This is a genomic window from Tropicibacter alexandrii (assembly GCF_003667315.2).
Taxonomy (GTDB): Bacteria; Pseudomonadota; Alphaproteobacteria; order Rhodobacterales; family Rhodobacteraceae; genus Tropicibacter; species Tropicibacter alexandrii.
This window is the reverse complement of record NZ_RCTZ02000010.1, coordinates 111189-132312: the sequence shown is the minus strand read 5'-3', so window position 1 is coordinate 132312 and position 21124 is coordinate 111189. Positions and strand designations below refer to the sequence as shown.

General features: G+C 65.7%; 24 protein-coding genes and 1 tRNA gene. 13 read left to right on the top strand and 12 right to left on the bottom strand.

Going from position 1 to position 21124, the window contains the following annotated elements:
* Positions 1 to 13 precede the first annotated feature (13 nt).
* Together D8Z78_RS14410 and D8Z78_RS14405 are read right to left on the bottom strand one after the other, a co-directional pair.
* A complete protein-coding gene (locus D8Z78_RS14410) occupies positions 14 to 1072 on the bottom strand; it encodes a hypothetical protein (protein ID WP_121630961.1) in 1059 nt (352 codons plus the stop codon).
* A 473-nt stretch (positions 1073 to 1545) separates the two neighbouring features.
* Positions 1546 to 1619: transfer RNA gene (locus tag D8Z78_RS14405), tRNA-Cys, on the bottom strand.
* A 205-nt stretch (positions 1620 to 1824) separates the two neighbouring features.
* Between D8Z78_RS14405 and D8Z78_RS14400 the strand changes: the two genes are divergently transcribed.
* From D8Z78_RS14400 to D8Z78_RS14390, 3 genes are all read left to right on the top strand, one after another.
* Positions 1825 to 2478 (top strand): protein-L-isoaspartate O-methyltransferase family protein, encoded by a 654-nt coding sequence (locus tag D8Z78_RS14400; protein ID WP_121630960.1) that lies wholly within the window; start codon positions 1825 to 1827, stop codon positions 2476 to 2478.
* Between the two features lie 24 nt (positions 2479 to 2502).
* Positions 2503 to 3978, top strand: a complete 1476-nt coding sequence (locus D8Z78_RS14395) for a TolC family outer membrane protein (RefSeq protein WP_338064687.1) — start codon at positions 2503 to 2505, stop codon at positions 3976 to 3978.
* A 70-nt stretch (positions 3979 to 4048) separates the two neighbouring features.
* Complete coding sequence (locus tag D8Z78_RS14390) at positions 4049 to 5134, top strand: hypothetical protein (protein WP_121630959.1); 1086 nt, start codon at positions 4049 to 4051, stop codon at positions 5132 to 5134.
* A 130-nt stretch (positions 5135 to 5264) separates the two neighbouring features.
* Here the strand turns inward: D8Z78_RS14390 and D8Z78_RS14385 are convergent, their stop codons facing one another.
* The gene (locus D8Z78_RS14385) at positions 5265 to 5585 is read right to left on the bottom strand and encodes a DUF6280 family protein (protein WP_121630958.1); all 321 of its coding nucleotides are present in this window, start codon (positions 5583 to 5585) and stop codon (positions 5265 to 5267) included.
* Positions 5586 to 5801: 216 nt separating this feature from the next.
* Here D8Z78_RS14385 and efp point away from each other — a divergent pair, with 216 nt between their 5' ends.
* Positions 5802 to 6365: an elongation factor P gene (gene efp / locus D8Z78_RS14380; protein ID WP_121630957.1), complete on the top strand. Its 564-nt coding sequence runs from the start codon at positions 5802 to 5804 to the stop codon at positions 6363 to 6365.
* A gap of 96 nt (positions 6366 to 6461) precedes the next feature.
* Positions 6462 to 6929, top strand: coding sequence for a GNAT family N-acetyltransferase (locus D8Z78_RS14375; RefSeq protein ID WP_121631001.1), 468 nt, complete (start codon positions 6462 to 6464; stop codon positions 6927 to 6929).
* Here D8Z78_RS14375 and ygfZ read toward each other — a convergent pair.
* Positions 6917 to 7651, bottom strand: coding sequence for a CAF17-like 4Fe-4S cluster assembly/insertion protein YgfZ (gene ygfZ / locus D8Z78_RS14370; RefSeq protein WP_121630956.1), 735 nt, complete (start codon positions 7649 to 7651; stop codon positions 6917 to 6919). The two genes, D8Z78_RS14375 and ygfZ, sit on opposite strands and share 13 nt — an antisense overlap.
* Before the next feature lie 59 nt (positions 7652 to 7710).
* Here ygfZ and D8Z78_RS14365 point away from each other — a divergent pair, with 59 nt between their 5' ends.
* Positions 7711 to 8295 carry a glycosyltransferase gene (locus D8Z78_RS14365; protein WP_121630955.1) on the top strand — a complete coding sequence of 195 codons (585 nt, stop codon included), beginning with the start codon at positions 7711 to 7713 and terminating at the stop codon, positions 8293 to 8295.
* Between the two features lie 93 nt (positions 8296 to 8388).
* Here D8Z78_RS14365 and D8Z78_RS14360 read toward each other — a convergent pair whose 3' ends face one another.
* Both D8Z78_RS14360 and D8Z78_RS14355 read right to left on the bottom strand, forming a co-directional pair.
* A complete protein-coding gene (locus D8Z78_RS14360; RefSeq protein ID WP_121630954.1) occupies positions 8389 to 10188 on the bottom strand; it encodes an ABC transporter ATP-binding protein in 1800 nt (599 codons plus the stop codon).
* Positions 10185 to 10907 (bottom strand): fused DSP-PTPase phosphatase/NAD kinase-like protein, encoded by a 723-nt coding sequence (locus D8Z78_RS14355; protein WP_121630953.1) that lies wholly within the window; start codon positions 10905 to 10907, stop codon positions 10185 to 10187. The genes D8Z78_RS14360 and D8Z78_RS14355 overlap by 4 nt, the downstream gene beginning before the upstream one ends.
* Positions 10908 to 11031: 124 nt before the next feature.
* Between D8Z78_RS14355 and D8Z78_RS14350 the strand changes: the two genes are divergently transcribed.
* On the top strand, positions 11032 to 12225 hold the full coding sequence (locus D8Z78_RS14350; protein ID WP_121630952.1) for a pyridoxal-phosphate-dependent aminotransferase family protein: 1194 nt from the start codon (positions 11032 to 11034) through the stop codon (positions 12223 to 12225).
* Here the strand turns inward: D8Z78_RS14350 and D8Z78_RS14345 are convergent.
* From D8Z78_RS14345 to D8Z78_RS14335, 3 genes are all read right to left on the bottom strand, one after another.
* Positions 12194 to 12436 (bottom strand): histidinol phosphate aminotransferase, encoded by a 243-nt coding sequence (locus D8Z78_RS14345; protein WP_206169687.1) that lies wholly within the window; start codon positions 12434 to 12436, stop codon positions 12194 to 12196. The genes D8Z78_RS14350 and D8Z78_RS14345 overlap by 32 nt on opposite strands.
* A gap of 103 nt (positions 12437 to 12539) precedes the next feature.
* Positions 12540 to 13646 (bottom strand): pyridoxal phosphate-dependent aminotransferase, encoded by a 1107-nt coding sequence (locus D8Z78_RS14340; protein WP_121630951.1) that lies wholly within the window; start codon positions 13644 to 13646, stop codon positions 12540 to 12542.
* 38 nt (positions 13647 to 13684) lie between these two features.
* The gene (locus tag D8Z78_RS14335) at positions 13685 to 14014 is read right to left on the bottom strand and encodes a DnaJ family domain-containing protein (protein WP_121630950.1); all 330 of its coding nucleotides are present in this window, start codon (positions 14012 to 14014) and stop codon (positions 13685 to 13687) included.
* 144 nt (positions 14015 to 14158) lie between these two features.
* Here D8Z78_RS14335 and D8Z78_RS14330 point away from each other — a divergent pair, with 144 nt between their 5' ends.
* The 4 genes from D8Z78_RS14330 to D8Z78_RS14310 all read left to right on the top strand — a co-directional run bounded on the left by D8Z78_RS14330 (position 14159) and on the right by D8Z78_RS14310 (position 18521).
* Positions 14159 to 15445, top strand: coding sequence for a lipoprotein-releasing ABC transporter permease subunit (locus D8Z78_RS14330; protein ID WP_121630949.1), 1287 nt, complete (start codon positions 14159 to 14161; stop codon positions 15443 to 15445).
* A gap of 23 nt (positions 15446 to 15468) precedes the next feature.
* Complete coding sequence (locus D8Z78_RS14325; protein WP_121630948.1) at positions 15469 to 16152, top strand: ABC transporter ATP-binding protein; 684 nt, start codon at positions 15469 to 15471, stop codon at positions 16150 to 16152.
* A 144-nt stretch (positions 16153 to 16296) separates the two neighbouring features.
* Positions 16297 to 17406 carry a calcium-binding protein gene (locus D8Z78_RS24635; protein WP_164932971.1) on the top strand — a complete coding sequence of 370 codons (1110 nt, stop codon included), beginning with the start codon at positions 16297 to 16299 and terminating at the stop codon, positions 17404 to 17406.
* Between the two features lie 131 nt (positions 17407 to 17537).
* Positions 17538 to 18521, top strand: coding sequence for an Ldh family oxidoreductase (locus D8Z78_RS14310; protein ID WP_121630947.1), 984 nt, complete (start codon positions 17538 to 17540; stop codon positions 18519 to 18521).
* Here the strand turns inward: D8Z78_RS14310 and D8Z78_RS14305 are convergent.
* Both D8Z78_RS14305 and D8Z78_RS14300 read right to left on the bottom strand, forming a co-directional pair.
* Entirely contained in the window at positions 18505 to 18939 is a 435-nt protein-coding gene (locus D8Z78_RS14305; RefSeq protein ID WP_121630946.1) for a DMT family transporter, read from the bottom strand. The genes D8Z78_RS14310 and D8Z78_RS14305 overlap by 17 nt on opposite strands.
* A gap of 9 nt (positions 18940 to 18948) precedes the next feature.
* Positions 18949 to 19356, bottom strand: a complete 408-nt coding sequence (locus tag D8Z78_RS14300; RefSeq protein ID WP_121630945.1) for a PaaI family thioesterase — start codon at positions 19354 to 19356, stop codon at positions 18949 to 18951.
* A 117-nt stretch (positions 19357 to 19473) separates the two neighbouring features.
* Here D8Z78_RS14300 and D8Z78_RS14295 point away from each other — a divergent pair, with 117 nt between their 5' ends.
* Together D8Z78_RS14295 and D8Z78_RS14290 are read left to right on the top strand one after the other, a co-directional pair.
* On the top strand, positions 19474 to 19923 hold the full coding sequence (locus D8Z78_RS14295) for a c-type cytochrome (protein WP_121630944.1): 450 nt from the start codon (positions 19474 to 19476) through the stop codon (positions 19921 to 19923).
* Positions 19924 to 19953: 30 nt separating this feature from the next.
* Positions 19954 to 20367, top strand: coding sequence for a c-type cytochrome (locus D8Z78_RS14290; protein ID WP_121630943.1), 414 nt, complete (start codon positions 19954 to 19956; stop codon positions 20365 to 20367).
* 97 nt (positions 20368 to 20464) lie between these two features.
* On the opposite strand, the gene D8Z78_RS14285 is transcribed toward D8Z78_RS14290, so the two are convergent.
* Entirely contained in the window at positions 20465 to 21052 is a 588-nt protein-coding gene (locus D8Z78_RS14285) for a TetR/AcrR family transcriptional regulator (RefSeq protein WP_121630942.1), read from the bottom strand.
* Positions 21053 to 21124 lie beyond the last annotated feature (72 nt).

Genomic DNA, 21124 nt, shown 5'->3' with positions numbered 1-21124 from the left:
GCGCCCCGATCCGTCACTGTCTTGCGCGGCGTGTCAGCCGGTCGAGAAATCCGCGCCGGGGCTCTGCAAGCCGGTTCATCTCGGCCTGAACGGCGTTCAGCCGGTCGGGGTCGACGGCGCAGATATCCGACACCCGGTCGAGCCCGCGCACGAGATCATCCGCCTCTTCAGGCGGGAGCGTGGGCGCGCCGATGTCGGGAAAGACCACGCCGAAGGTCTGCTTGAGCCAGTCGAGATCCTGCAGGCGCGCGTCGATCGCCGCTTTGACGGTGGCGTGCAGGCGCGGGCGGGCATATCCGGGGCAGCGGCGGTCGGCCTCTTCGACAAGCGCCTTCATCCGTTGCGCCCGCTGGCCGTGGTAGCGGGTCGGGGCGGGCAATGCGCCGCGCATGAACCGCTGCATGATCTCCATGCCTTCGGCGCTGAAGGTCGTGTTCACCTCTGCGCCCGGCGCGGCCAGTCCTTCGGTTTCGATCCCCGCGAATCGTTGGCAGAAATCGGCGACCGCGTCCCCGTTGGCAAGCGTGTCGCGGGCAAAGCGCAGGCAGGTCACCGGCCCTGGCCCGTGCTGCAGCCACGGCTCCAGCGTGTCGCGAAAGCCGGTGCGAGAGGGGATGGTGAAGGCGGGGCGTTTTTTCAGGTCCTGCTGGGCGTAGGACAGGAAATGCGAGGCCGGGTCGCGCAGGTAGGCGCAGACCTCGATCGCGTCGAAATGCGGTCGGAAGTGCCCGCACAACCGTTCGAGGGCGTCCGGGGAAAACGGCCGGAACTGGTTTTCGCAGGACAAGATCACCAAGTCTGCCTGTGACTGGTCCAGCTGCGCCAGCGCCGCTTGCCAGAATTGCCGTCCCAAGGCCTTCTTGCGGGCATCGGCGCGGGGGCCCGAGATTTGCGGATCGTGGTGTTTCACATCATCGGTCAGGAAGGTGAAGATATCCTGATGATTGGTGTGCTGCCCGGTCTCGGGGATCAGGACGCCACGTTCCAGCAGCCGGTCTGCGTTCGCCCGCAGGAAGTTCTGGATCGCGGTCGATCCGGCCTTGCCCTGTCCGATATGTAGCAGCAACCGCATGAACCATGTCCTTTTCTGGTACCCCGGGGGGGGGAGGCGGCAAGGCGCGCGTCGTGCGAAGCGGCCCTGTGACGGGGCGCGCAGGCGAGCAGACCGAGTGTCGCCCCAAGCCGAAGGCCCCGCGGGCAACGGTCTATGGGCGAAGCGACAACGATGCAAGTCTCGCACGGCACCGTGGCGCAGATCGCGTTGGGATCACGGTATCGCAGATGCGAAAGTGGCTTGCCGACTGGCGCCCACCAGCGGTTGAAGATGTTTTGGTCAGGCGCATAGATCGCAGGATGGCTGAGTGGATCGGAGAAGTCGTGGAAACCCAAAACTGACATTTTCGGTGCCCTAATGGACAAACAACCGACGTCGGAGCAGCAAGGCAGTCAATGCATGTGCAGACGGTCTGATACAAGAAGAAGGGGCGCGGAATTCACACCAGCCAATGATGTTGCGAACATCTAGGGCAAAGCTAGGGATGATGGTGGAGGCGAGTACCGGAATCGAACCGGTGTACACGGATTTGCAATCCGCTGCGTCACCACTCCGCCAACTCGCCGATCCAGAGCACCGGGCGGAACCCGGGGCGTGCGTGGTGCGCCGTGATTAGGCCCAAGCCCGGGCAAGGTCAACCGAATATTTCACCCGGCCAAATCCCTGCGCATCTCGCCGCATCCGGTGCATTTGACGCTTGCCAGACATTGCCGCGACCGTGCATCTGTGGCACAACACCAAAGACGTAACTGAACGGAAGAGTTTAGTACATGACCGATTTCGCAACCCGCCGCCGCATGATGGTCGACACTCAGGTGCGCCCGTCCGACGTGACCGAATTCCCGATCATCGACGCGATGCTCACCGTCCCGCGCGAGGCCTTCGTGCCCGGCGAACAGATCGAGGCGGCCTATGCCAGCAACGACATCGACCTCGGCCATGGCCGTGTCCTGCTGGACCCGCGGGTCTTTGCAAAGATGCTCGATGCGCTGAACCTGACCAATTCCGACCTCGTTCTGGATGTGGGCGCGGGGCTGGGATATTCCTCCGCCGTGATCGCACGGATCGCCGAGGCGGTCGTGGCCGTCGAAAGCAACGTGGACCGGGTGGCCGAGGCGCAGGCGCTGATGGCCGATCACCATGCGGACAATGTCATCCTGCATCAGGGCGGCCTTGAGGCCGGTGCGCCCGAACACGGGCCCTATGACGCCATCATCGTCGAAGGCGGGGTCGAGACGCTGCCGACCGCCTTGACCGACCAGTTGAAGGATGGCGGTCGCATTGTCGTGATCTTCATGGAAAAGGCCCTTGGCACGGTGCGCGTGGGTCATAAGGTGGATGGCAAGGTCACGTGGCGCTTTGCCTTCAACGGGACCGCGCCGGTCATTCCGGGATTCGAGAAAAAAGCGGCCTTCGCACTCTGAGGGCGGAACGGGCAGGGGGCAAACGTGCTGAAAACCATACGGACGGGCGTGGCAAGGCGGGTGGCGATCGCCGCCCTGATGATCGGTGCCGCGCTGCCTGCCAGTTCCGAGACGCTCGCCGAGGCGCTGACCTCCGCCTATCTCAACAGTGGTCTGCTGGATCAGAACCGCGCGACGCTTCGGGCCGCGGACGAGGATGTGGCCTCCGCCATGGCGGCGCTGCGGCCGGTCCTGTCGTGGCAGGCGGGAATCACGCGCAGCTACGGCATCAACGGGTCGGTCACGGATGTGCCGATCACGACCAATTTCGGCGGGACACCGATCCGCACCGGTACCAACCGCGATGTGCTTTTGGTGCAGCGCGGCGTCGACCGCAACGCGTCGATCAGCCTGATCCTCGAACAGGTCATCTATGCGGGCAACCGCAACAAGCTGGGCATCGAGGTCGCCAAGGAATCGGTCCTTGCCACCCGCGCCGGCCTCGTGGCCATCGAACAAGAGGTTCTGTTCCGTGCGGTCAGCGCTTTCATGGAAATGCGGCGGGCCTATGAGAATGTCGCCCTGCGGGAAAACAACGTGCGCGTCATCCGCCAAGAGGTCCGCGCCGCCCGGGATCGCTTTGACGTGGGCGAGGTGACCCGGACGGATGTGGCGCTGGCCGAGGCCCGGCTGGCGGCGGCGACGTCCTCGCTGGCGGCAGCGCAGGGCAACCTCGTTCTGGCGCAAGAGGAATACGCGGTCGCCATCGGCCACGCGCCCGGTGCGCTCGTCTCGCCGCGCGCTTTGCCGAACCTGCCGGGCAGCGTCGATGCGGCCAAGGCCGAGGCGGTGCGGCGCCATCCGGAAATGCACAGGGTCCAGCATCAGGTCACCGCTGCCGAACTGAACGTGCAGATCGCCGAAGGGGCCAAGCTGCCGACCGTCAGCCTGCGGGGCACGGCCAATTACAATGGCGATATCGGGGCGCGCGATTTCTCGCGCGGGACCACGCTGAGCCTGAATGCCGGCGGCCCGATCTACAGTGGCGGCGCGCTCAACGCCGCCGTGCGCAAAGCCAAGGCGCAGCGCGATGCAACGCGCAGCAGCCTGCACGTGGTCAGGGACGGCGTCGTGCAATCGGTGGGCAACGCCTATGTGCAACTTCGCTTCGCCCGCGCCAGCAGGACGTCGTTCGAAGCGCAGGTGCGCGCCGCCACGGTCGCCTTTCGCGGGGTCCGCGAAGAGGCCAAGCTGGGGGCTCGCACGACGCTGGACGTGCTCGATGCCGAGCAGGAATTGCTCGATGCGCGCGCCAGCCTGATTTCGTCGCAGGTCGACGAGGCGATTGCCGCCTATGCCGTGCTGGCCTCCATGGGGCTGCTGACCGCCGAGTCGCTGCAACTGGACGTGCCCAGCTTTGACCCGGAAGCCTATTACAACATGGTCAAGAGCGCGCCGTCCTCGGTCAGCCGTCAGGGTCGCGAACTGGACCGTGTTCTGAAGGCCCTCGGGAAAGATTAACTTTTTCCACGTCTGTTGTGAGAATCCCGGTTGCGGGTTATTATTCCGATCGAGGCAGAGTGGTATAAGAATGTCGGATCCTGTGACCAATGTGGAAATAGAGGATGTGTTGTCCTCGATTCGTCGACTCGTGTCCGAGGACACGCGGTCTGCGAAACCCGTGACGAAGGCGCGCGCCGACCGGCTGGTTCTGACCCCGGCATTGCGCGTTCAGGACGACGCGCCCGACAGGCCTGCTGCCGCGCCCGCCCCGGCGCCTGAGCCGATGCTCTTGACCAACCCGGCGCCTGCGGCCGACACCCAGCCCCCCGAAGAGGACGCCGACCCGGCCCCGCTGGAGCAACTGCTGGAAGAGATGGCAGAGGCCAAGGACGCCGCGCCCGATCTCGACACACTGGCCGAAGAAATGTCCGAGGAATTGGCCTCGGCCGATGTTCCCGATGCGGTGGATGCCGAACCGAACGAGGAACCCGTCGCGACCACACAGGCCCGCGACAGCTTTGCGCAGGGCATGCTGACCCGCCTAGTGAAGGACGAATTGGCACGCGCGCGCGCGCCGGAACCCGAGGCCGAGCCCGAAGACGACGGCGCGCCCGAAGACGAGGACCGCTTTGTCGAGGCGCTGGTCGACTCGGTGGTCGAGGACGTGATGGACACCGGCCACGGAGACGCGCCCGAGGAGGCAGCCACGCCGGTGCCCGACGCCCCGGAGCAGGTTGAGGAGCCCGCGCAGGCAGAGGAGGCCGCACGGGCCGACACCTCGCTGGCCGACAAGATCGCCGCGCTTGAGGCGCTGGTGGGCCGTCGCGATCAGGCCGAGGCAGGGGATACCGGCTTCGAAGCCGACCCCGAACCCGAAGAGATGTTCGACGCGGCCCCGACCTTCGTTCACCGCCCGCCGCAATCGCTGACTTGGGAAGATCACGACCCGGAGCCGCGCGACGAGATGGTGGATCACTTCCCGCTGGGCGAGGATCTGGGCGCACGCCCGGTCGCGACAGGGTTGAGCGTGGATGAGGACGCTCTGCGAGACATGGTGACGCGCATGATCCGGCAGGAGCTTCAGGGCGTTCTGGGAGAGCGGATCACCCGCAACGTGCGCAAGCTGGTCCGCCGCGAAATCCATCGTGTCATCATGAGCCAGGAATTCGACTAGGCCGCGCGGCCCCCTTGCCGCGCTGCACCATCAAGGTGCGCACGTCCCGAACCCCGTTCCCGAAAACGTGACCCTGCAAAAGAAAAACGCGCCCCGAGGGGCGCGTTTTTCTCTGGATGCACCAACTAGGTCAGGCCGCTTCGGCCTGTTGTGCGGCATTGCGCCGCTCGCTTTCCTCGCGCGACAGGGCGACGGAGGTCCGCACACCCTTGGACACGAATTCCATCAGACCGGACACAACCCGTTCGTTGGGATCGATCCCGGCGCAGGACAGCACTTCACGGCCATCGCGAGAACGCGCCCAACGGGCGATCTGCTCCGGTCCATTACCATACTTCTTGTCGTCCGCGATTGCGTCGTCCAGGGCAGCCAGCACCACCGCGGCAAACAGCTTGCGCGCACGGTTGCCTTGTTCGGCGTTGAAAGCGGTGCTGTCAACGAAATCCTTCATATCGAGACCTTCGATTATTGCTCTTGTCTTTTTCGGCGTGAGGGGGGTTATGACCTAATCAGTTCGATTCGGATACCCCACAAACGCATAGCACCCTTGCACAACCTGCATATCTTTCTGCAAATGCAAACGATATTTGGTAAGCTTGCATGGGAGCAATCGCCCATATATAGGGGCCTTCAAACGTTCATCAACCTTTCGCCACGGAATCGCCACATGCCCAAGATCAACGGAAACGAAATCCGCCCTGGCAACGTACTGGAGCACGACGGGCACCTTTGGGTGGCCGTGAAGGTCGACCATGTGAAGCCCGGCAAGGGCGGTGCCTTTGCACAGGTCGAGATGAAGAACCTGCGCAACGGCTCCAAACTGAACGAACGTTTCCGGTCCGCCGACAAGGTCGAGCGCGTCCGCCTCGAACAGAAGGACATGCAGTTCCTGTACGAGGATGCGGGCCAGCTGATCTTCATGGATACCGAAACCTATGATCAGGTCCAGCTCGATGCCGAGATCCTTGGCGAGCGCCGCCCCTTCCTGCAGGACGGCATGACCATCGTCGTGGAATTCCACGAGGCCGAGGCGCTGAACGCGACCCTGCCGCAAAAGGTGATCTGCGAGATCGCCGAGACCGAGCCGGTCGTCAAAGGCCAGACCGCCGCCAACAGCTTCAAGCCCGCCGTGCTGGACAACGGCGTGCGCGTCTCGGTGCCGCCCTTCGTGGGTCAGGGCGAGAAGATCGTCGTGAACACCGAGACCATGGAGTATTCGGAGCGCGCCTGATCCCAGGGGCTCGCGCGCACATATCCCCCGGAACCTGCCGGGGGTGCGATACATCAGATGAAAGGCCTCCGGCGCAACGCCAAGGAGGCCTTTTTCATGATCACCCAAGCTTGCGATGCCGACATTCCCGCGATTGCCCGGATGCTGCATGACCTGAACGCGCTGCACGCCCATCACCGCCCAGACAGGTTCCACGACCACGGGCCACAGGACGCCCTGTGCGCCTTCCTGCGCGATCAGATGGGGCAGGGGGCCCGCATCCTGCTTTACGTCACCGAGGGCGTGCCACGGGGCTACCTGATGTGGAAGGACGCCCGCGCGGACCCCACCGCGCTGGAACATGCGCGCGGTCAGGCGGTGCTGGACCATATCCATGTCGAGCCGGTCTGGCGGCGGCGCGGGCTGGCCTCTCGGCTGATCGCCCGGTTCGAGACCGATCTAAAGGCCGAGGGGCTGACCGGGTGGCGCAGCCAAGTCCACACGTTCAACCATGCCTCGGCGGCGCTGATGCGCAGGCACGGGGCCGAGGTCACGGTCGACCTGTTCGAACGTCAGGCGGTGTAATGCACCTTGGCCGCGCCCGCCGTCATGTCGGCCCCGGCGCGGTCAAACCGCAGATAGGCGATGGCACGCCCGCCGCTCTGCGTGAACAGCGTGCCCGCTACCTTTTCGCCTGCCATGATCTCGGTGCCGACGGGGGCCTCGCCATCGACGGCGACAGTGACGAAGCCCTTGCGCAACTCGGTCTTGTGCTTCATCCGCGCGGTGACTTCCTGCCCGACATAGCAGCCCTTCTTGAAATCCACCCCGTTCAGCCGCTCGAAACCGGCCTCAAGGATGAAGGTGTCGCCGCTCAGCTCCACCCCCCATTCGGGCACGCAATGCGCCACGCGCACCGCGTCCCAATCGGTGGCATCGCCCAGCTGCCCGGCATAGCCGCGCCAGCCCATGCCGGGACGCGGGTCGGCGAAAGCGCCCTCGGGCGCATCGCCACTGCCGCGCGTCACGGTCAGGTCGGTCTCGGCCAGCGTCACATCCGAGCGCAGCTTGTACATGGTCAGCACCGGCAGCATCTGCGCCGCCAGCCCGGCGTCGATATCCATCAGGATGTCATCGCCATCGGGCACCAGAAAGAAATCCGCCCGCAGCTTGCCCTGTGGGGTCAGGATCGCGGCATAGACGGCCCCCTGAGCCAGTTTCGAAACATCGTTGGTGACCAGCCCTTGCAGGAAATGCGCCGCATCCGCGCCGCTTACCCGAAGGACCTTGCGTGCCTGTTCGCTCATTCGCTTCCCCTTTCGCTCTGTGGTGCCATATAGGAGTGGCAACCGCCAAAGGACAGGCCATGCGCGCTCCGATCTCCGTGATCATTCCCACCCTGAACGCCGAGGCAACCCTGCCCGCCTGCCTTGGCGCCTTGGGGGAGGGCCTGTCCGAAGGCCTCTTGCGCGAGTTGATCCTTGCGGATGGCGGCTCGACCGACGCGACGCTGCGCATCGCCGAAAGCGCCGGCGCTATCGTGGTGGACGGTCCGGTCTCGCGTGCCGAACGCCTGCGCCGCGCCGCTGCGCGGGCCGAAGGTGAATGGCTGTTGTTCCTGCGCCCGGACACGCGGCTGGACGCGGGCTGGACGGCGGCGGCACTTGGCGCCCTCGTCACACCGGGCGCCTATCATTTCCGGCTCGCCTATGACAGGCCGGGCCTTGCGGCGCGCATCGCAGGCGGTCTGGCCAACTGGCGCGCCCGCCGCGGGCGCCCGTCGCGCGGCGATCACGCCTTGCTGATCCATCGCCGGGTCTATGACGCGGCGGGCGGCTATCCCGACATGTCGGCAGATGAAACCCACGGGCTGGCCCGCGCGCTCGGGCCGCGCCTGAAACCGCTCGAGGCAACGGTGATCGTCATGGACCGAAAGGCCAACCGGGTCTGACGACCGTTCGCGGCTGGCTCGACGCCCTGCTTCTTCTGGCCCGAAATACCGCGGGGGAGCCCGGAACGGGCGGGGGCAGAGCCCCCAAAGCCGTCAGGTGTCGAATTGCAACGCATATAGATCGCGATATGGGCCAGCCCGCGCGATCAACTCATCATGCGTGCCCTGGTCGACGACCCGCCCGCGATCCATCACCACGATCCGGTCGGCATTGCGCACGGTCGACAGACGGTGCGCGATCACCAGCGTCGTGCGCCCCACCGATAGCCGTTCCAGCGCCTCTTGGACCACCGCCTCGCTCTGGGCATCCAGCGCCGAGGTGGCCTCGTCCAGCAGCAGCACCGGCGTATCGCGCAGCAAGGCCCGCGCAATCGCCACGCGCTGGCGCTGGCCGCCCGACAGGGCAGAGCCGCGCACGCCCACCGGCGTATCGAGGCCTTGATCCAGTTGCGGCAGGAAATCCGACACATGTGCCGCATCCAGCGCCTGTGTCAGCGCCACGTCGCTGACCTCACCATCGAGCACGATATTGTCGCGCAGGGATTCGTCGAACAGCAGCGCGTCCTGACTGACGATGGAAATCAACCCGCGCAGGTCGGACAGGCGCATCATCGACACCGGAATCCCGTCGATCTCGACCGTGCCCGAGGTCGGGTCGACAAGCCGGGTCAGCAGGTTGAACACAGTCGTCTTGCCCGCGCCCGACGCGCCGACCAGCGCCGTGGTCTTGCCCGCCTCCGCCTCCAGCGTCAGCCCGTGCAGGACCTGCGTCTCGCCATAGGCGAGCTGCACGTCGTGCAGCCGGATGGCGGGCACGCCGTTCGGGGCGGGCAGCGGGTCTTCGGGGTCGCGAAGCGCGGGCACCGTGTCCAGCATCTCCTTGAGCCGTTCGATCGAGGCGGCGGCCACCTGCCACACGCCCGAGATCGCCCCCAGCCGCCGCAACGGCTCGAAAGCCAGCCCGATGGCGGTGAAGAAGGCCATGAAGTCCCCGACCTGCTTGTTGCCGTTCAGGATCTCCTGACCGCCGAACCACAGCACCCCGACAAAGCCCAAGCCCGACATCAGGTCGATCATGCCCGGAAGCATGGCCTGTCCGAAGGCAGAGCGCGTCTCGGCCTTGATCCGGCGCTTGGTCAGCGCTTTGTAGCGTTTCGCCTGATAGCGTTCGAGCCGGTTCAGCTTGACCGCGCTGATGCCGTGAAAGGCTTCGTTCAGCCGGGTCGAGAGGGAGGCCGCGATATCGCGCACCTCGCGCGCCTGCCCGCGGATGAAGCGCTGTACGACGATCGAGGGCAGCACCAGCAGCGGCGCGCCGACCAGCGCGATCAACGTCCATTTCCAATCCAGCGCCAGCGCCACGCCGAAGAGCGAGATCAACGACACGAAATCGCGACCCGCGCCGGTGATCAGCGTGGTCCAGACCTTGGTGATGGCGCCGACATCGCCTTCGACGCGCTGGATCAGGTAGCCGGGCCCATGTTTCTGGTGAAAGCCGGGGTCGAGCCGCATGATGTGTTCCAGCAGCGCCAGACGCAGGTCGCCCACGGTCATCTGGCTGACGCGGGTCAGCAGGGTCTTCTGCACAAGCCCGGCCACCGCACGCACGACAAAGGACGCCATGACCACCAGCCCGACCCAGACCAGCGCGCTGCCATCGCCGCCGATCAACACCTGATCGAACATCGGTTTCATCATGTAGGCGAGCAGCCCGAACATCGAGCCTTCGATCGCCATGAACAGCATCGCGATGGCCATCAGCCCCTTGTAGCGGGACAGGTAGTTGCGCCAGAGCCAGCCGAAGAGCAGCCGCAATTCGGCGCGCGATTTCGGCACCGCCGGGGGCTTGCCCGGCTTGTCGGCCCGGGCGCGACGGTCGGCGGCGTCGCTCATTTCGGGGCCTTGTCGATCAGCATCTGCGCGGTCTCGGCCTCGGGGCGGCGATTATCCCAGCCCTCTTGCAGGGTGGCGGCATGGTATTCGCCGCGAATCCAGTCCTCGAAACCGATTTCGCCCAAGGCCAGCCGGGCCTTGTAGACCCGCAGGATGTAATCCTGCACGCCGGTCGCCGTGAAATCGAGATGGATGTATTTCAGGCCCAATTGCCGCATCGCGACCTCGACCGGGGCGTCGTCGAAGATCATCAGGTACATCGCGGCGGTAAAGCCCGCGCGGTCGGCACCGGATTTACAATGGAACATCATCGGGCGCTCGGCCTCGCGCAGCGCGTCGATCACCTTGACGATCCGGCCGCGTCCGGCGGCCTCGCGGGCATGGATCTTGGCGTCGATCAGGGTCATCCCCAGCGCGGCGCAGCTTTCCTTTTCAAAGAGGTAGTGGGCGTGCTTGTCCTCGCCGCGCAGGTTGACGACGGTCTTGATGCCCATCGCCTTGTATTTGACAAACCGCGCATGGGTCGGTTGGTTCGACCGCCAGACGCCGGGCGCCACGGGCCAGAAATTGGTCCAGAACACGCGCAAAAAGGCATGGTCGAACAGATGGTAGTGCAGCCGCGCCCAACGGCGCGCGCGCGGGTCGGTGATGTCCTTGCCAAAGGAATGGCGCAGGCGGCGCTCCGCATTGTCGATCTTTGCCCAGAGTTTCGCCAGCATATCCGTATCCAAAAGCGTCAGGGGCGGGGTTTACGCGCCCCGGCGTGCGCTGTCCAGCGCAGGGGGAATTGACCATGCGGTCAAAGGGGCTAATGTCGCGCCGTCACATATGTAGGAGCCCAGCATGACCCTTGCCACCGGTCGCCAGCACATCGCCATCCCTGGCCCGTCGATCATGCCGGACCGCGTGTTGCAGGCGATGCACCGCCCCGCGCCCGACATCTATGATGGCGAGTTGCACGGCATGGTCGCGACGCTCGTGCCCGACCTGAAATACGTGGCGCAGACCGAGGGCTATGTGGCGATGTATATCGCCAATGGTCATGCGGTGTGGGAGGCGTCCTTGCAGAACGTCACCGATATCGGCGACACTGTGTTGGTGCCGACCACCGGGCGCTTTGGCCATGGCTGGGCGGAAACCGCCCGCTCGATCGGGCTGGAGACCGAGATCGTCGAGCATGGCCGCCAGACGCCGATCGATCCGGACCGGGTGCGCGCGGCGCTCCGGGCCGACACGGGCGGGCGGATCAAGGCGGTGCTGGCGGTGCATGTCGATACCTCGTCCTCGGTGCGCTCGGACATCGCGGCCCTGCGTCGGGTCATCGACGAAGAAGGGCACCCAGCGCTGTTGATGGTCGACTGCATCGCCTCGCTTGGCGTTGACCGGTTCGAGATGGATGCATGGGGCGCGGACGTGATGATCGCCGCCAGCCAAAAGGGGCTGATGGTGCCGCCGGGCATGGCCTTCGTCTTTTTCAACGACCGGGCCAAGGCGCGGCGGGCCGAGGTTTCGCAAGTGTCCTTCTACTGGGATTGGACGCCGCGCGCCGAGCCGGGCATGTTCTACCAGTATTTCGGCGGCACCGCGCCGACGCATCACCTGTATGGCTTGCGCGCAGCCCTCGACATGATCCGCAAGGAAGGCATCGAGGCGATCTGGGCGCGTCACGCCCGGCTTGCCCAGATGTTGTGGGGCGCGGTCGAGCATTGGGGCGAACACGGCGCGTTCCGCCTGAACGTGGCCGACCCCGCGCATCGCAGCCACGCGGTCACGGCGGCGGGGCTCAACCCGCCCGATGGCGACCGCCTGCGCGCGTGGTTGCAGGACGCTGCCGGTGTGACGCTGGGCATCGGTCTGGGGGCCGAGACGCCCGAGGACCCGACCGCGTCGGGGCGGTTCCGCTTTGGCCATATGGGCCATGTGAACGGTCACATGATGCTGGGCCTTCTGGGCAGCGTCGAGGCGGGCCTCAAGGCGCTGAACATCGCGCACAAGCCCGGTGGTGTCACCCGTGCTGCCGAGGTGATGGCCGGCTAGGTGGTTTGCCGCGCGCGGTCGAGGCGATCGCGCGCTGCCTTCGGATCACGGCCAGACGGTTGATCGCATGGTTCAGCGCGGCGGCCAGCACAAGCACGGCCCCGATGCCCCATGCCATCCACAGGGCGACGAAAATCCAAGACAGGTTGGCGAGGGCCATCACCAGATTGGCCGTCACGTAATTCTTGACCGCTTTCGGATGCGACTTCATCAGCAACTCCGTCCGTCTGTGGGTATGTTAACCATAGCACCACAACGGCTTGCGTCACGAGAGCGTGAGGCAAATCGCTGAATTCGAGGTTAATTTCGCCTGTTTATCCGCGCGCCTTCGCCAGTGCCCGGGGCAGGGCGCGGGCCAGCACGGCCATGTCCTCGGGCCGACCGGCGCTGATGCGGATGCAGCGATCCTGCGGCGCGACAAAGGGCATCCGGACAAAGACACCCTCTTCGATCAGCGCGGCCAGCACCTTGCGCGCGAAATCGCCATCCCGCCCACAATCGACCGCGACGAAATTGGTGGCCGAGGGCAGGGCCTTCAGCCCGTTCGCCTCGGCGATGCGGCCAATCTCGCGGCGCGAGGCGTCGACCAGCCGGATCACCTCTTCGAGCCACCCGGTATCGGTCAGCGCCGCCAGCGCGCCAGCCATGCCGATGCGGTTCATACCGAAATGGTTGCGGATCTTGTCAAAGGCCTTGATCGTCGCCTTGCAGCCGGTGACGTAGCCAACCCGCGCCCCCGCCATGCCATAAGCCTTGGAAAAGGTGCGAAACCGCAGGACGCGCGGGTCCTCGGGGTCGATCTCTGGGGCGGTGCCCTGTGGGGCGAACTCGATATAGGCCTCGTCCAGCAACAGCACGCAGCCCTCGGGCAGGGTGTCGAGCGCCTTTGCGATATCGGCGCCGGAGGTCCAGCTGCCCATCGGATTGTCGGGATTGGCAAAGTAGACGATCTTGGCGTCGACCTCTGCCGCCTTGGCGATCAGCGCGGGCAGGTCCTCTGCATCTTCCCGATAGGGGACCTTGTGCAGGGCGCCACCAAAACCCGTCACATGATAGTTGAAGGTCGGATAGGCCCCGTCCGAGGTCACGACCGCGTCACCCTGTTCGACCATCAGCCGCACCGCGTAGCCCAAGAGCCCGTCGATGCCCTCGCCGATCAGCACGTTGTCGGGCGTCACGCCCATTTGTGCGGCGACCGCGTTCTTGAGATCGCGATGCGAGGGATCGCCGTATTTCCAGATCTCGGCGGCCTCGTCCTGCATCGCCGCCACGGCATAGGGCGACGGGCCAAAGACATTCTCGTTCGCCCCCAGCCGCGCCTCGAAGGGGCGGCCCATGGCGCGTTCCTGCAATTCGGGCCCGACGAAGGGCACGGTTTCGGGCAGCGAGGCGATCAGCGAGGGGTAACGTGGTCCGGTCATGGCTCGCACTATGGCCAGACCGCGCCGCGACGCAAGGGTCAGCGCAGGAATTTTCGCCGTGCGTCGCGGGCGATTTCATAGCGCATTTGCAGGTCCGCCAGTCGTGCCATCAGGCGTTTGCGGTCGTCCTCCCTGGTCGCCGCCTGCCACGCGGCGCGCGCCTCGTCCAGCTGCGCCTTGAGCGCGATTTCCTGCGGCAGCGCCCCTGCCTCGGCCATCATGCGGAACCCGACCGCGTCACCGGGATCGACCAGCGCATCGCCGGGGCGATCCGGCAGCGGCTTGCCTTCACCGGCAAGGTTGCGCAACTGGCCTTCGCGCTCGGCCTTGCGGATCTGTGCCTCTGTGAGTCGGGTCCAATTTGCCATGCCCCATCATGGCACTGACGCAGGCGCGCGCAAACACGTCTCGTCACGTTTGGCTCATTATTGCCGCTGTCACGGGGGCCAGCGCTTGACCCCGCCCCCCCAAAAGGCCAGTTTCGCGCGACAATAACCCGGACCAGAGCAGCAATGGCCAAGTCGACCCCTCCTTTTGCCCCGTTCGAGTGGATGATCGCATGGCGCTATTTGCGCGCCAAGCGGGCCGAGGGCGGCGTGTCCGTCATGACATGGATCAGCCTGATCGGCATCACGCTGGCCGTGGCCGCGCTGATCCTGACGCTGGCGGTGCGCACCGGCTTCCGGGTGGAATTCGTGGATACGATCCTTGGCGCCAACGCGCATGTCACCGTCTACCATGTCGCGCATGAAAACGAGGCCGGGCAGATGGTGCGGACCCTGCCGGAATACCAGTCCATGGCAGAGCGCGTCCGCGAGATCGAGGGCGTGACCCGCGTCGCGCCGCTGGTCAAAGGGCAGGTCATGGCCACCGCCGGGAACTACAATTCCGGGGTCGAGGTGTTCGGCATCACGCGCGAGGACCTGTCGGGCCTGCCGCGCATCGTCGATGCAGAGACCGGGCGCGGCGATCTGGACCGTTTCGACGAGGGCATCGCCATCGGAACCGGTGTCGCGCAGACTTTGGGCGTGGGCCTTGGAGACAAGGTCAAGCTGATCTCGCCCAACGGGGTCAAGACCGCCTTCGGCGTCTCGCCACGGGTGAAAAGCTACGAGGTCACGTGGATCTTTTCCGCCGGGCGCTATGACATCGACAAGACCCGCATCTACATGCCCTTCGCCGAGGCGCAGCTGTATTTCAACCGCGAAGGCGTGGCAGACGAGCTCGAAGTGCTGGTCAGCGATCCCGAAGAGGTCGAACGCTTTACCATGCCGATCGCGCAGGCGGCGGGGCCGGGGGCGCTGGTCTGGACATGGCAGGACAGCGCGGGCGGCTTTCTGCGGGCGCTCCAGATGGAAGACAACGTGATGTTCGTCATCCTGTCGGTGCTGGTGCTGATCGCGACGATGAACATCGTCTCTGGCCTGATCATGCTGGTCAAGAACAAGGGCCGCGATATTGGCATCCTGCGCACCATGGGCCTGACCGAGGGCTCGGTGATGCGCGTTTTCTTCATTTGCGGATCGATCACCGGGGTGATCGGCACGATCGTGGGCGTCACGCTTGGCTGTCTTGGTGCGATCTATATCGACACGATCTTTCAGGTGGTGAACTGGTTCGCGGGGGGCGGTGTCTGGGACCCGGAAATCCGCAACATCTACGCGCTGCCGGCGAAACTGCAATTGGGCGACGTGATCTCGGCTGTGTCGCTGTCGCTGGGGCTGGCCTTTGTCGTGACGATCTTCCCGGCGCGGCGCGCGGCGCGGATGAACCCGGTCGAAGCCCTGAGATATGAGTGATCCCCGGTCGTGGAGCGCCCGTGATGTATGATGAAGTCCTGCAACTGACCGGCATCGAAAAGGCCTATAACCGGGGCAAGCCCGGCGAGGTCCACGTGCTGCGCGGTGTCGACCTGACCCTGAAGCGCGGCGAGGTGGTGGCGCTGGTCGCGCCCTCGGGCGCGGGCAAGTCGACGCTGTTGCACATTGCCGGGCTGCTCGACACGCCGGATGCGGGCGAGGTCTGGATCGGCGGCGAGACCATGCATGGCCGCTCCGACAGGCGGCGCACGGCGGTGCGGCGCGACAGTCTGGGCTTCGTCTACCAGTTCCACCACCTGCTGCCGGAATTCTCGGCGCTGGAAAACATCGTCCTGCCGCAGCTGGCCAACGGCACCCCGCGGGCCGAGGCCGAGGCCCGCGCGCAGATGCTGCTCGACAGCGTGGGCATCGCGCCCCGCGCCAGCCACCGCCCGGCGGCCCTGTCGGGCGGCGAACAGCAGCGCGTCGCCTTTTGCCGGGCCATGGCCAACGCGCCCAAGCTGCTACTGGCCGATGAACCCACCGGCAATCTCGACCCGGAAACCTCGGATCTGGTGTTCGACGCGCTGATGAAGCTGGTCCGCGAAACCGGGCTGGCGGCGCTGATCGCGACGCACAACCTCGAACTGGCCTCGCGCATGGATCGCAGGTTCCGCCTCGATGCAGGGCATTTAAGGCCGCATTAACCTTGATTGCCCGTTCCGGGCCACGTCCACGCCCGATTCTCGACAATTTTGGCGTGTATTCGTTACGAAAGCAGACTTTCGAGGTGTGGCATGTTGGAATTGTGGATTTTGGCTTTTGCATTGGTGCCGATGGCGGCGGCCGGCATGAGCGGCGGTGAGAGCGACGAGGACCTCGACGATACCCCGGGCGAGGACACGACGCAGGGAAGTGACCTCGACGACTTTTTCGCCGATCTGGGCGGCTCAAACGGGTCGGGTGCCCCGGATGACGAGGCCGACACGATCACCGGCGTCGAGGGCACCGACACCACCACGGGCGGTGAGGGCACCGACACCACCACGGGCGGCGAGGGCACTGACACCACCACGGGCGGCGAGGGCACTGACACCACCACAGGGGGCGAAGGCACCGACACCACGACCGGCGGTGAGGGCACCGATACCACCACAGGTGGCGAGGGCACCGACACCACGACCGGCGGCGAGGGCACTGACACCACGACCGGCGGCGAGGGCACCGACACCACGACCGGCGGCGAGGGCACCGACACCACCACGGGTGGCGAAGGCACTGACACCACCACCGGCGGTGAAGGCACCGATACCACCAGCGGGACGGATGGGGATGACAGCCTGACCGGGACCGACGCCAATGACATCTTGCTCGGATTGGCCGGGCTGGACGTGATCGATGGCGGGCTTGGCAACGACTCGCTCGATGGCGGCGATGACGCGGATACGCTGATCGGCGGCAGCGGCAATGACACGCTGGATGGTGGCTTGGGCGATGACGCCCTGTCCGGCGGTCTGGGCGACGACCTGATCGATGGCGGTGCGGGCAATGACACGCTTCTGGGTGGTGACGGGGCCGACACCGTGACCGGTGGCGCGGGCAATGACACGCTGTACGGGTCCGCCCCGGAAGCGCCCGGCACGGCCCCTGACAGCCTCGACGGTGGCGATGGCGACGATGCCATCTTCCTCGACGACAACGACACCGGGACCGGCGGGACAGGCGCGGATACCTTCTATACGCTGGGTTCCATGACGGTAACGGATTTCAACCCGACCGAGGACCTGCTCGTCGTGCCATACGATGGCGGCCCGGAGCCCTCGGTCACCTTGCAGAACGTCACCGCGACGGGCCTGTCCATCACCCTGTCGACCGGCGACCAGATCACGCTGGACGGCCTGACCGAAGTGCTGGCGGACGACGCGATCGTGTTCCTCGACAACAGCGCGTCCCCGACCTGACCGGCCCGCTTGCCACGTGAACCGGGACCCGGCGCCGCAGCGCGACCGGGTCCTTTCACCATATCGGACGAATGGCTTGCGCGGTGGGGCACCCTGACCCTAGGGTCGGTCCACCTTACCGGAGCCTGCCGATGCCCATGATCCCCGTTCTCGACATCCAGCACATGTCCAAACAGGCGCTTCTGGCGCATGGCGCCAGCGATGGCGTGGCGAGCGTCATGGCCCGCGCCATCGCTTGGGCCGAGGCGCGCGACAACCGGATTTGCGGGCTTTACTATCTCGAAAGCTATTGCCTGCAGCTGCGCACGGGCCGCGTCGACGGCACCGTGACGCCCGATGTCCAGACCCCGCGCTCGGCAGAGATCACCGTCGATGCGGGCCATGGCTTTGCGCAACCGGCCTTCACCGCCGCGCTCGACCGCGCGCTGGAGGCGGCGCGCACCCATGGCATCGCGCGTCTCGGTGTCTACAACGCGCATACCTGCACCGCGCTGGGCTGGTTCACCGAACAGATTGCGCAGGGCGGTGCGCTGGGGCTGGGGCTGACCAATGCCACGCCCATCGTCGCTGCGCCGGGTGGCAAGACGCGGGTGATCGGCACCAACCCGATCAGCTTTGCCGTGCCCGACGGTCAGGGCGGCATTGCTATGCTGTTCGACCAGTCCTCGACCACCGTGGCGCTGGGTCGGATCACCATGGCCAAGGCCGCGGGCGAGCCGATCCCCGAAGGCTGGGCGCTGGACGCAGACGGCCAACCCACGACCGACCCGGAGGCGGCGCTGCAAGGGTCGATGACCAGCGCGGGCGGCTACAAGGGCTGGGGCTTTGGTCTGATGGCGGAAATCCTCGCCGCCTGCCTGTGCGGCGGGACGCTGTCCAAGGACGTCAAGCCCCTGAAAACGCCCGAAGGCGCGCCGCATGACCTGGCCTGTTCCTTTGTCCTGATCCACCCGTCCGAGACCGGGTTCTACGACCGGCTCCGCCTTCTGGCCGAGGCGGTCTCGCAGGACGAAGGCTGCCGTATGCCGGGGCAGGGCAAGGTGATCCGGACCGAGGTCGAGGTGCCGCAAGCGCTGTGGGACATGGTGCAGGGGCTGGCTACGCCCGCTGGGTGATCCAGACCCCCAGCGCCATGACCGCGATGCCGAGGGCGCGTTTTGTCTCCAACGGGGAAATACGCGCGCCGAACAGGCCGAAATGGTCGATCGCGGCCGAGCTGATCAATTGCCCGATCAGCACGAAGAACACCGCATTGCCGACGCCGATCTTGGGTGCGATGAAGGTCACGGAGAGCACGTAGAATGCCACGAAGAGCCCCCCGGCAAAGAGGTGCTTTGGCGCGTCGGGGACATTCGTGAAACCGCCGCTGCCGCGGATCGCCCAAAAGGCGAGGCTGGCCAGCATGGCCACCGCGAACAGGATGACCGCCGCTGCCGTGGGCGAGCCAAGCCGTTGACCCAGCGCGGCATTGAGCGCCGCAAGGATCGGGATGCCGATCCCGGCCAGCAGCATGATCACGGTATGATGGGACATGGGCGCGCCTTAAGGTTGAAAGAAGGTGGCCGAGGCGCTGGCAACCGGCTTTGCCTCCGGCAGCGACACCAGCGTGGCCTCGGCGAACAGCAGGGCCCGCCCGCCTTTGATGATGCGCGCGGTGCAGCGGATGGTCTCGCCGCGCGCCGCCGACAGGAAGCGGGTTTCGAGGTTGGTCGTGGCCACCGGCTTGAATTCCTTCAGGAAACCTGCGCAGGCAAAGACCATCGTGGTATCCGACAAGGTCGCAAGGGCCTGCCCGCAAACGATGCCGCCGACCCGGGCGATATGCGGGGTGACGGGAATTTCCAGCACCGCGCCTGCGGCGTCGATGGATGTCACAGTCGGGCGCAAATCCAGCACCCATGGGGCGAAATTCTCTTCCAGCAGGCGTTGCGCGGTGGCAGGATCAAGCATGAAACCTCTCCGTTTTGCGTCGCCACAATGGCGGGGTGGCGGGCGACTGTCCAGATGACGCAGGTCAAGGCGGCGCCCGACGGGACGAGAGAGGATGACGGCAAAAGGAGCGGGACGATGCGGGCGAATTCGATCATTCTGGGCGCGGCGCTGGTCGGCCTTGCGGGCTGCGGTCTGTTTGTTGGACCGGGCAAAGCGCCAAGGCAGGCGACGCCCAGCGATCTGGGCGCGGGCGATGCAGCAGCAGGGGCGGTGATCTATCAAAGCTATTGCGCCGTCTGTCACGGCTCCGAGGGTCGGGGCGATGGACCGCTGGCCGCCGAGCTTCCGGTTGTTCCGGCGGATCTCGCGGCGCTCAGCCTAGGAAACGGCGGCGTGTTCCCGGCCGAGCGCGCGATGACCCAGATTTTTGGTTATCCGGGCAAGTATCATCGCGGTTTGATGCCGGAATTCGGGCCAATGCTGGACGGGCCGGTGGTCGAATGGACGACGCCCTCGGGCGAGACGACGCTGACGCCCAAGGCCTTGCTGGACCTTGTGGTTTACGTCGAGAGCCTGCAAGTCTGACCGCGAACGGGCAATAGAAGGAGAGGCGCGATGCGCGCGATTTGGATCGGGCTGACGGGCTTGGGCCTGTTGACGGCCTGCATGGCAACCACCGACATGCCGGGGCCGCAGGACGGCAAGGCGCTGTTCATGGAGAATTGCGCCGTCTGCCATGGCGAAAACGCCAAGGGCAACGGGCCGATGGCGCGGGAAATGGCCAAACCCCCCAAGGACTTGACCCTGATACAGGTGCGCAACCGGGGCGAATTCCCCCGCGCGCGAGTGATGTCGCTGATCGACGGCTATGCGCGCTCGGACATGACCGGGCCGGGCATGCCGGAATTCGGCGCGCTGCTCGAAGGCGACCTGATTCCCTTCGACAGCGGCGACGGCAAGCAGACGCCGACCCCGCGCAGGCTGGTGGCAATCCTCGAATATCTCGGGTCGATTCAGGCCACGCGCTGACCTTTGTCGACATGTTGCATGCCAGCGGTATGCGAATCTTAGAAACGTACACAGGATGTGTTCTGCCTGCATCTTGTGTACGTGGTGTATGCGCGGGTCAGGCCGAGACCGATTTGCGCACCATCTGCCAGTAGACCTCTTGCAGTTCGGCGACGCTCAGTCGGCCCTTTGGGCGGTACCACGTGGTGACGCCTGTCAGCATGGCGATAACCGCGAGGGTGGCGATCTTGGTGTCGGGCACGTCGAACACGCCGCTGGCGCGGCCCTCGGACAGGATCGTTTCGAGCCGGTGTTCGTAGCCGCGCCGCAATTCCTCGATCACCGCGAAATTCTCGGGCGTGAGGTTGCGCAATTCCATGTAGGAGATGAACACCGCCTGCGGGCGTTCGAGGTGGAAGGCGATGTGGAAGGCCACGAAATCTTTCAGCCGGGCCACGATATCGTCGGGCCGGGCGCGGTTGTCATAGGCGTCCAGCAGGTCGTCCATATGCCCCTTCATCAAGGTGAACAACAGGTCCTGCTTGTCCGGGGTGTAGTTGTACAGCGCCCCGGCCTGCACGCCGACCTCACGCGCGATCTGGCGCATGGAAACGGCGGCAAAGCCGTGCGTCGCGAACAACTCCAGCGCCACCGCGCGGATGCGCGGGCCGGTGATCTCGGAATGACTTCCTTGGGTACGTGCCATGCCACCAGCGTATCTGAACGTGCGTTCAGATGTAAGCGTGCCGCTTGCCCGGAGGCGCGGAGTGCGGCATGA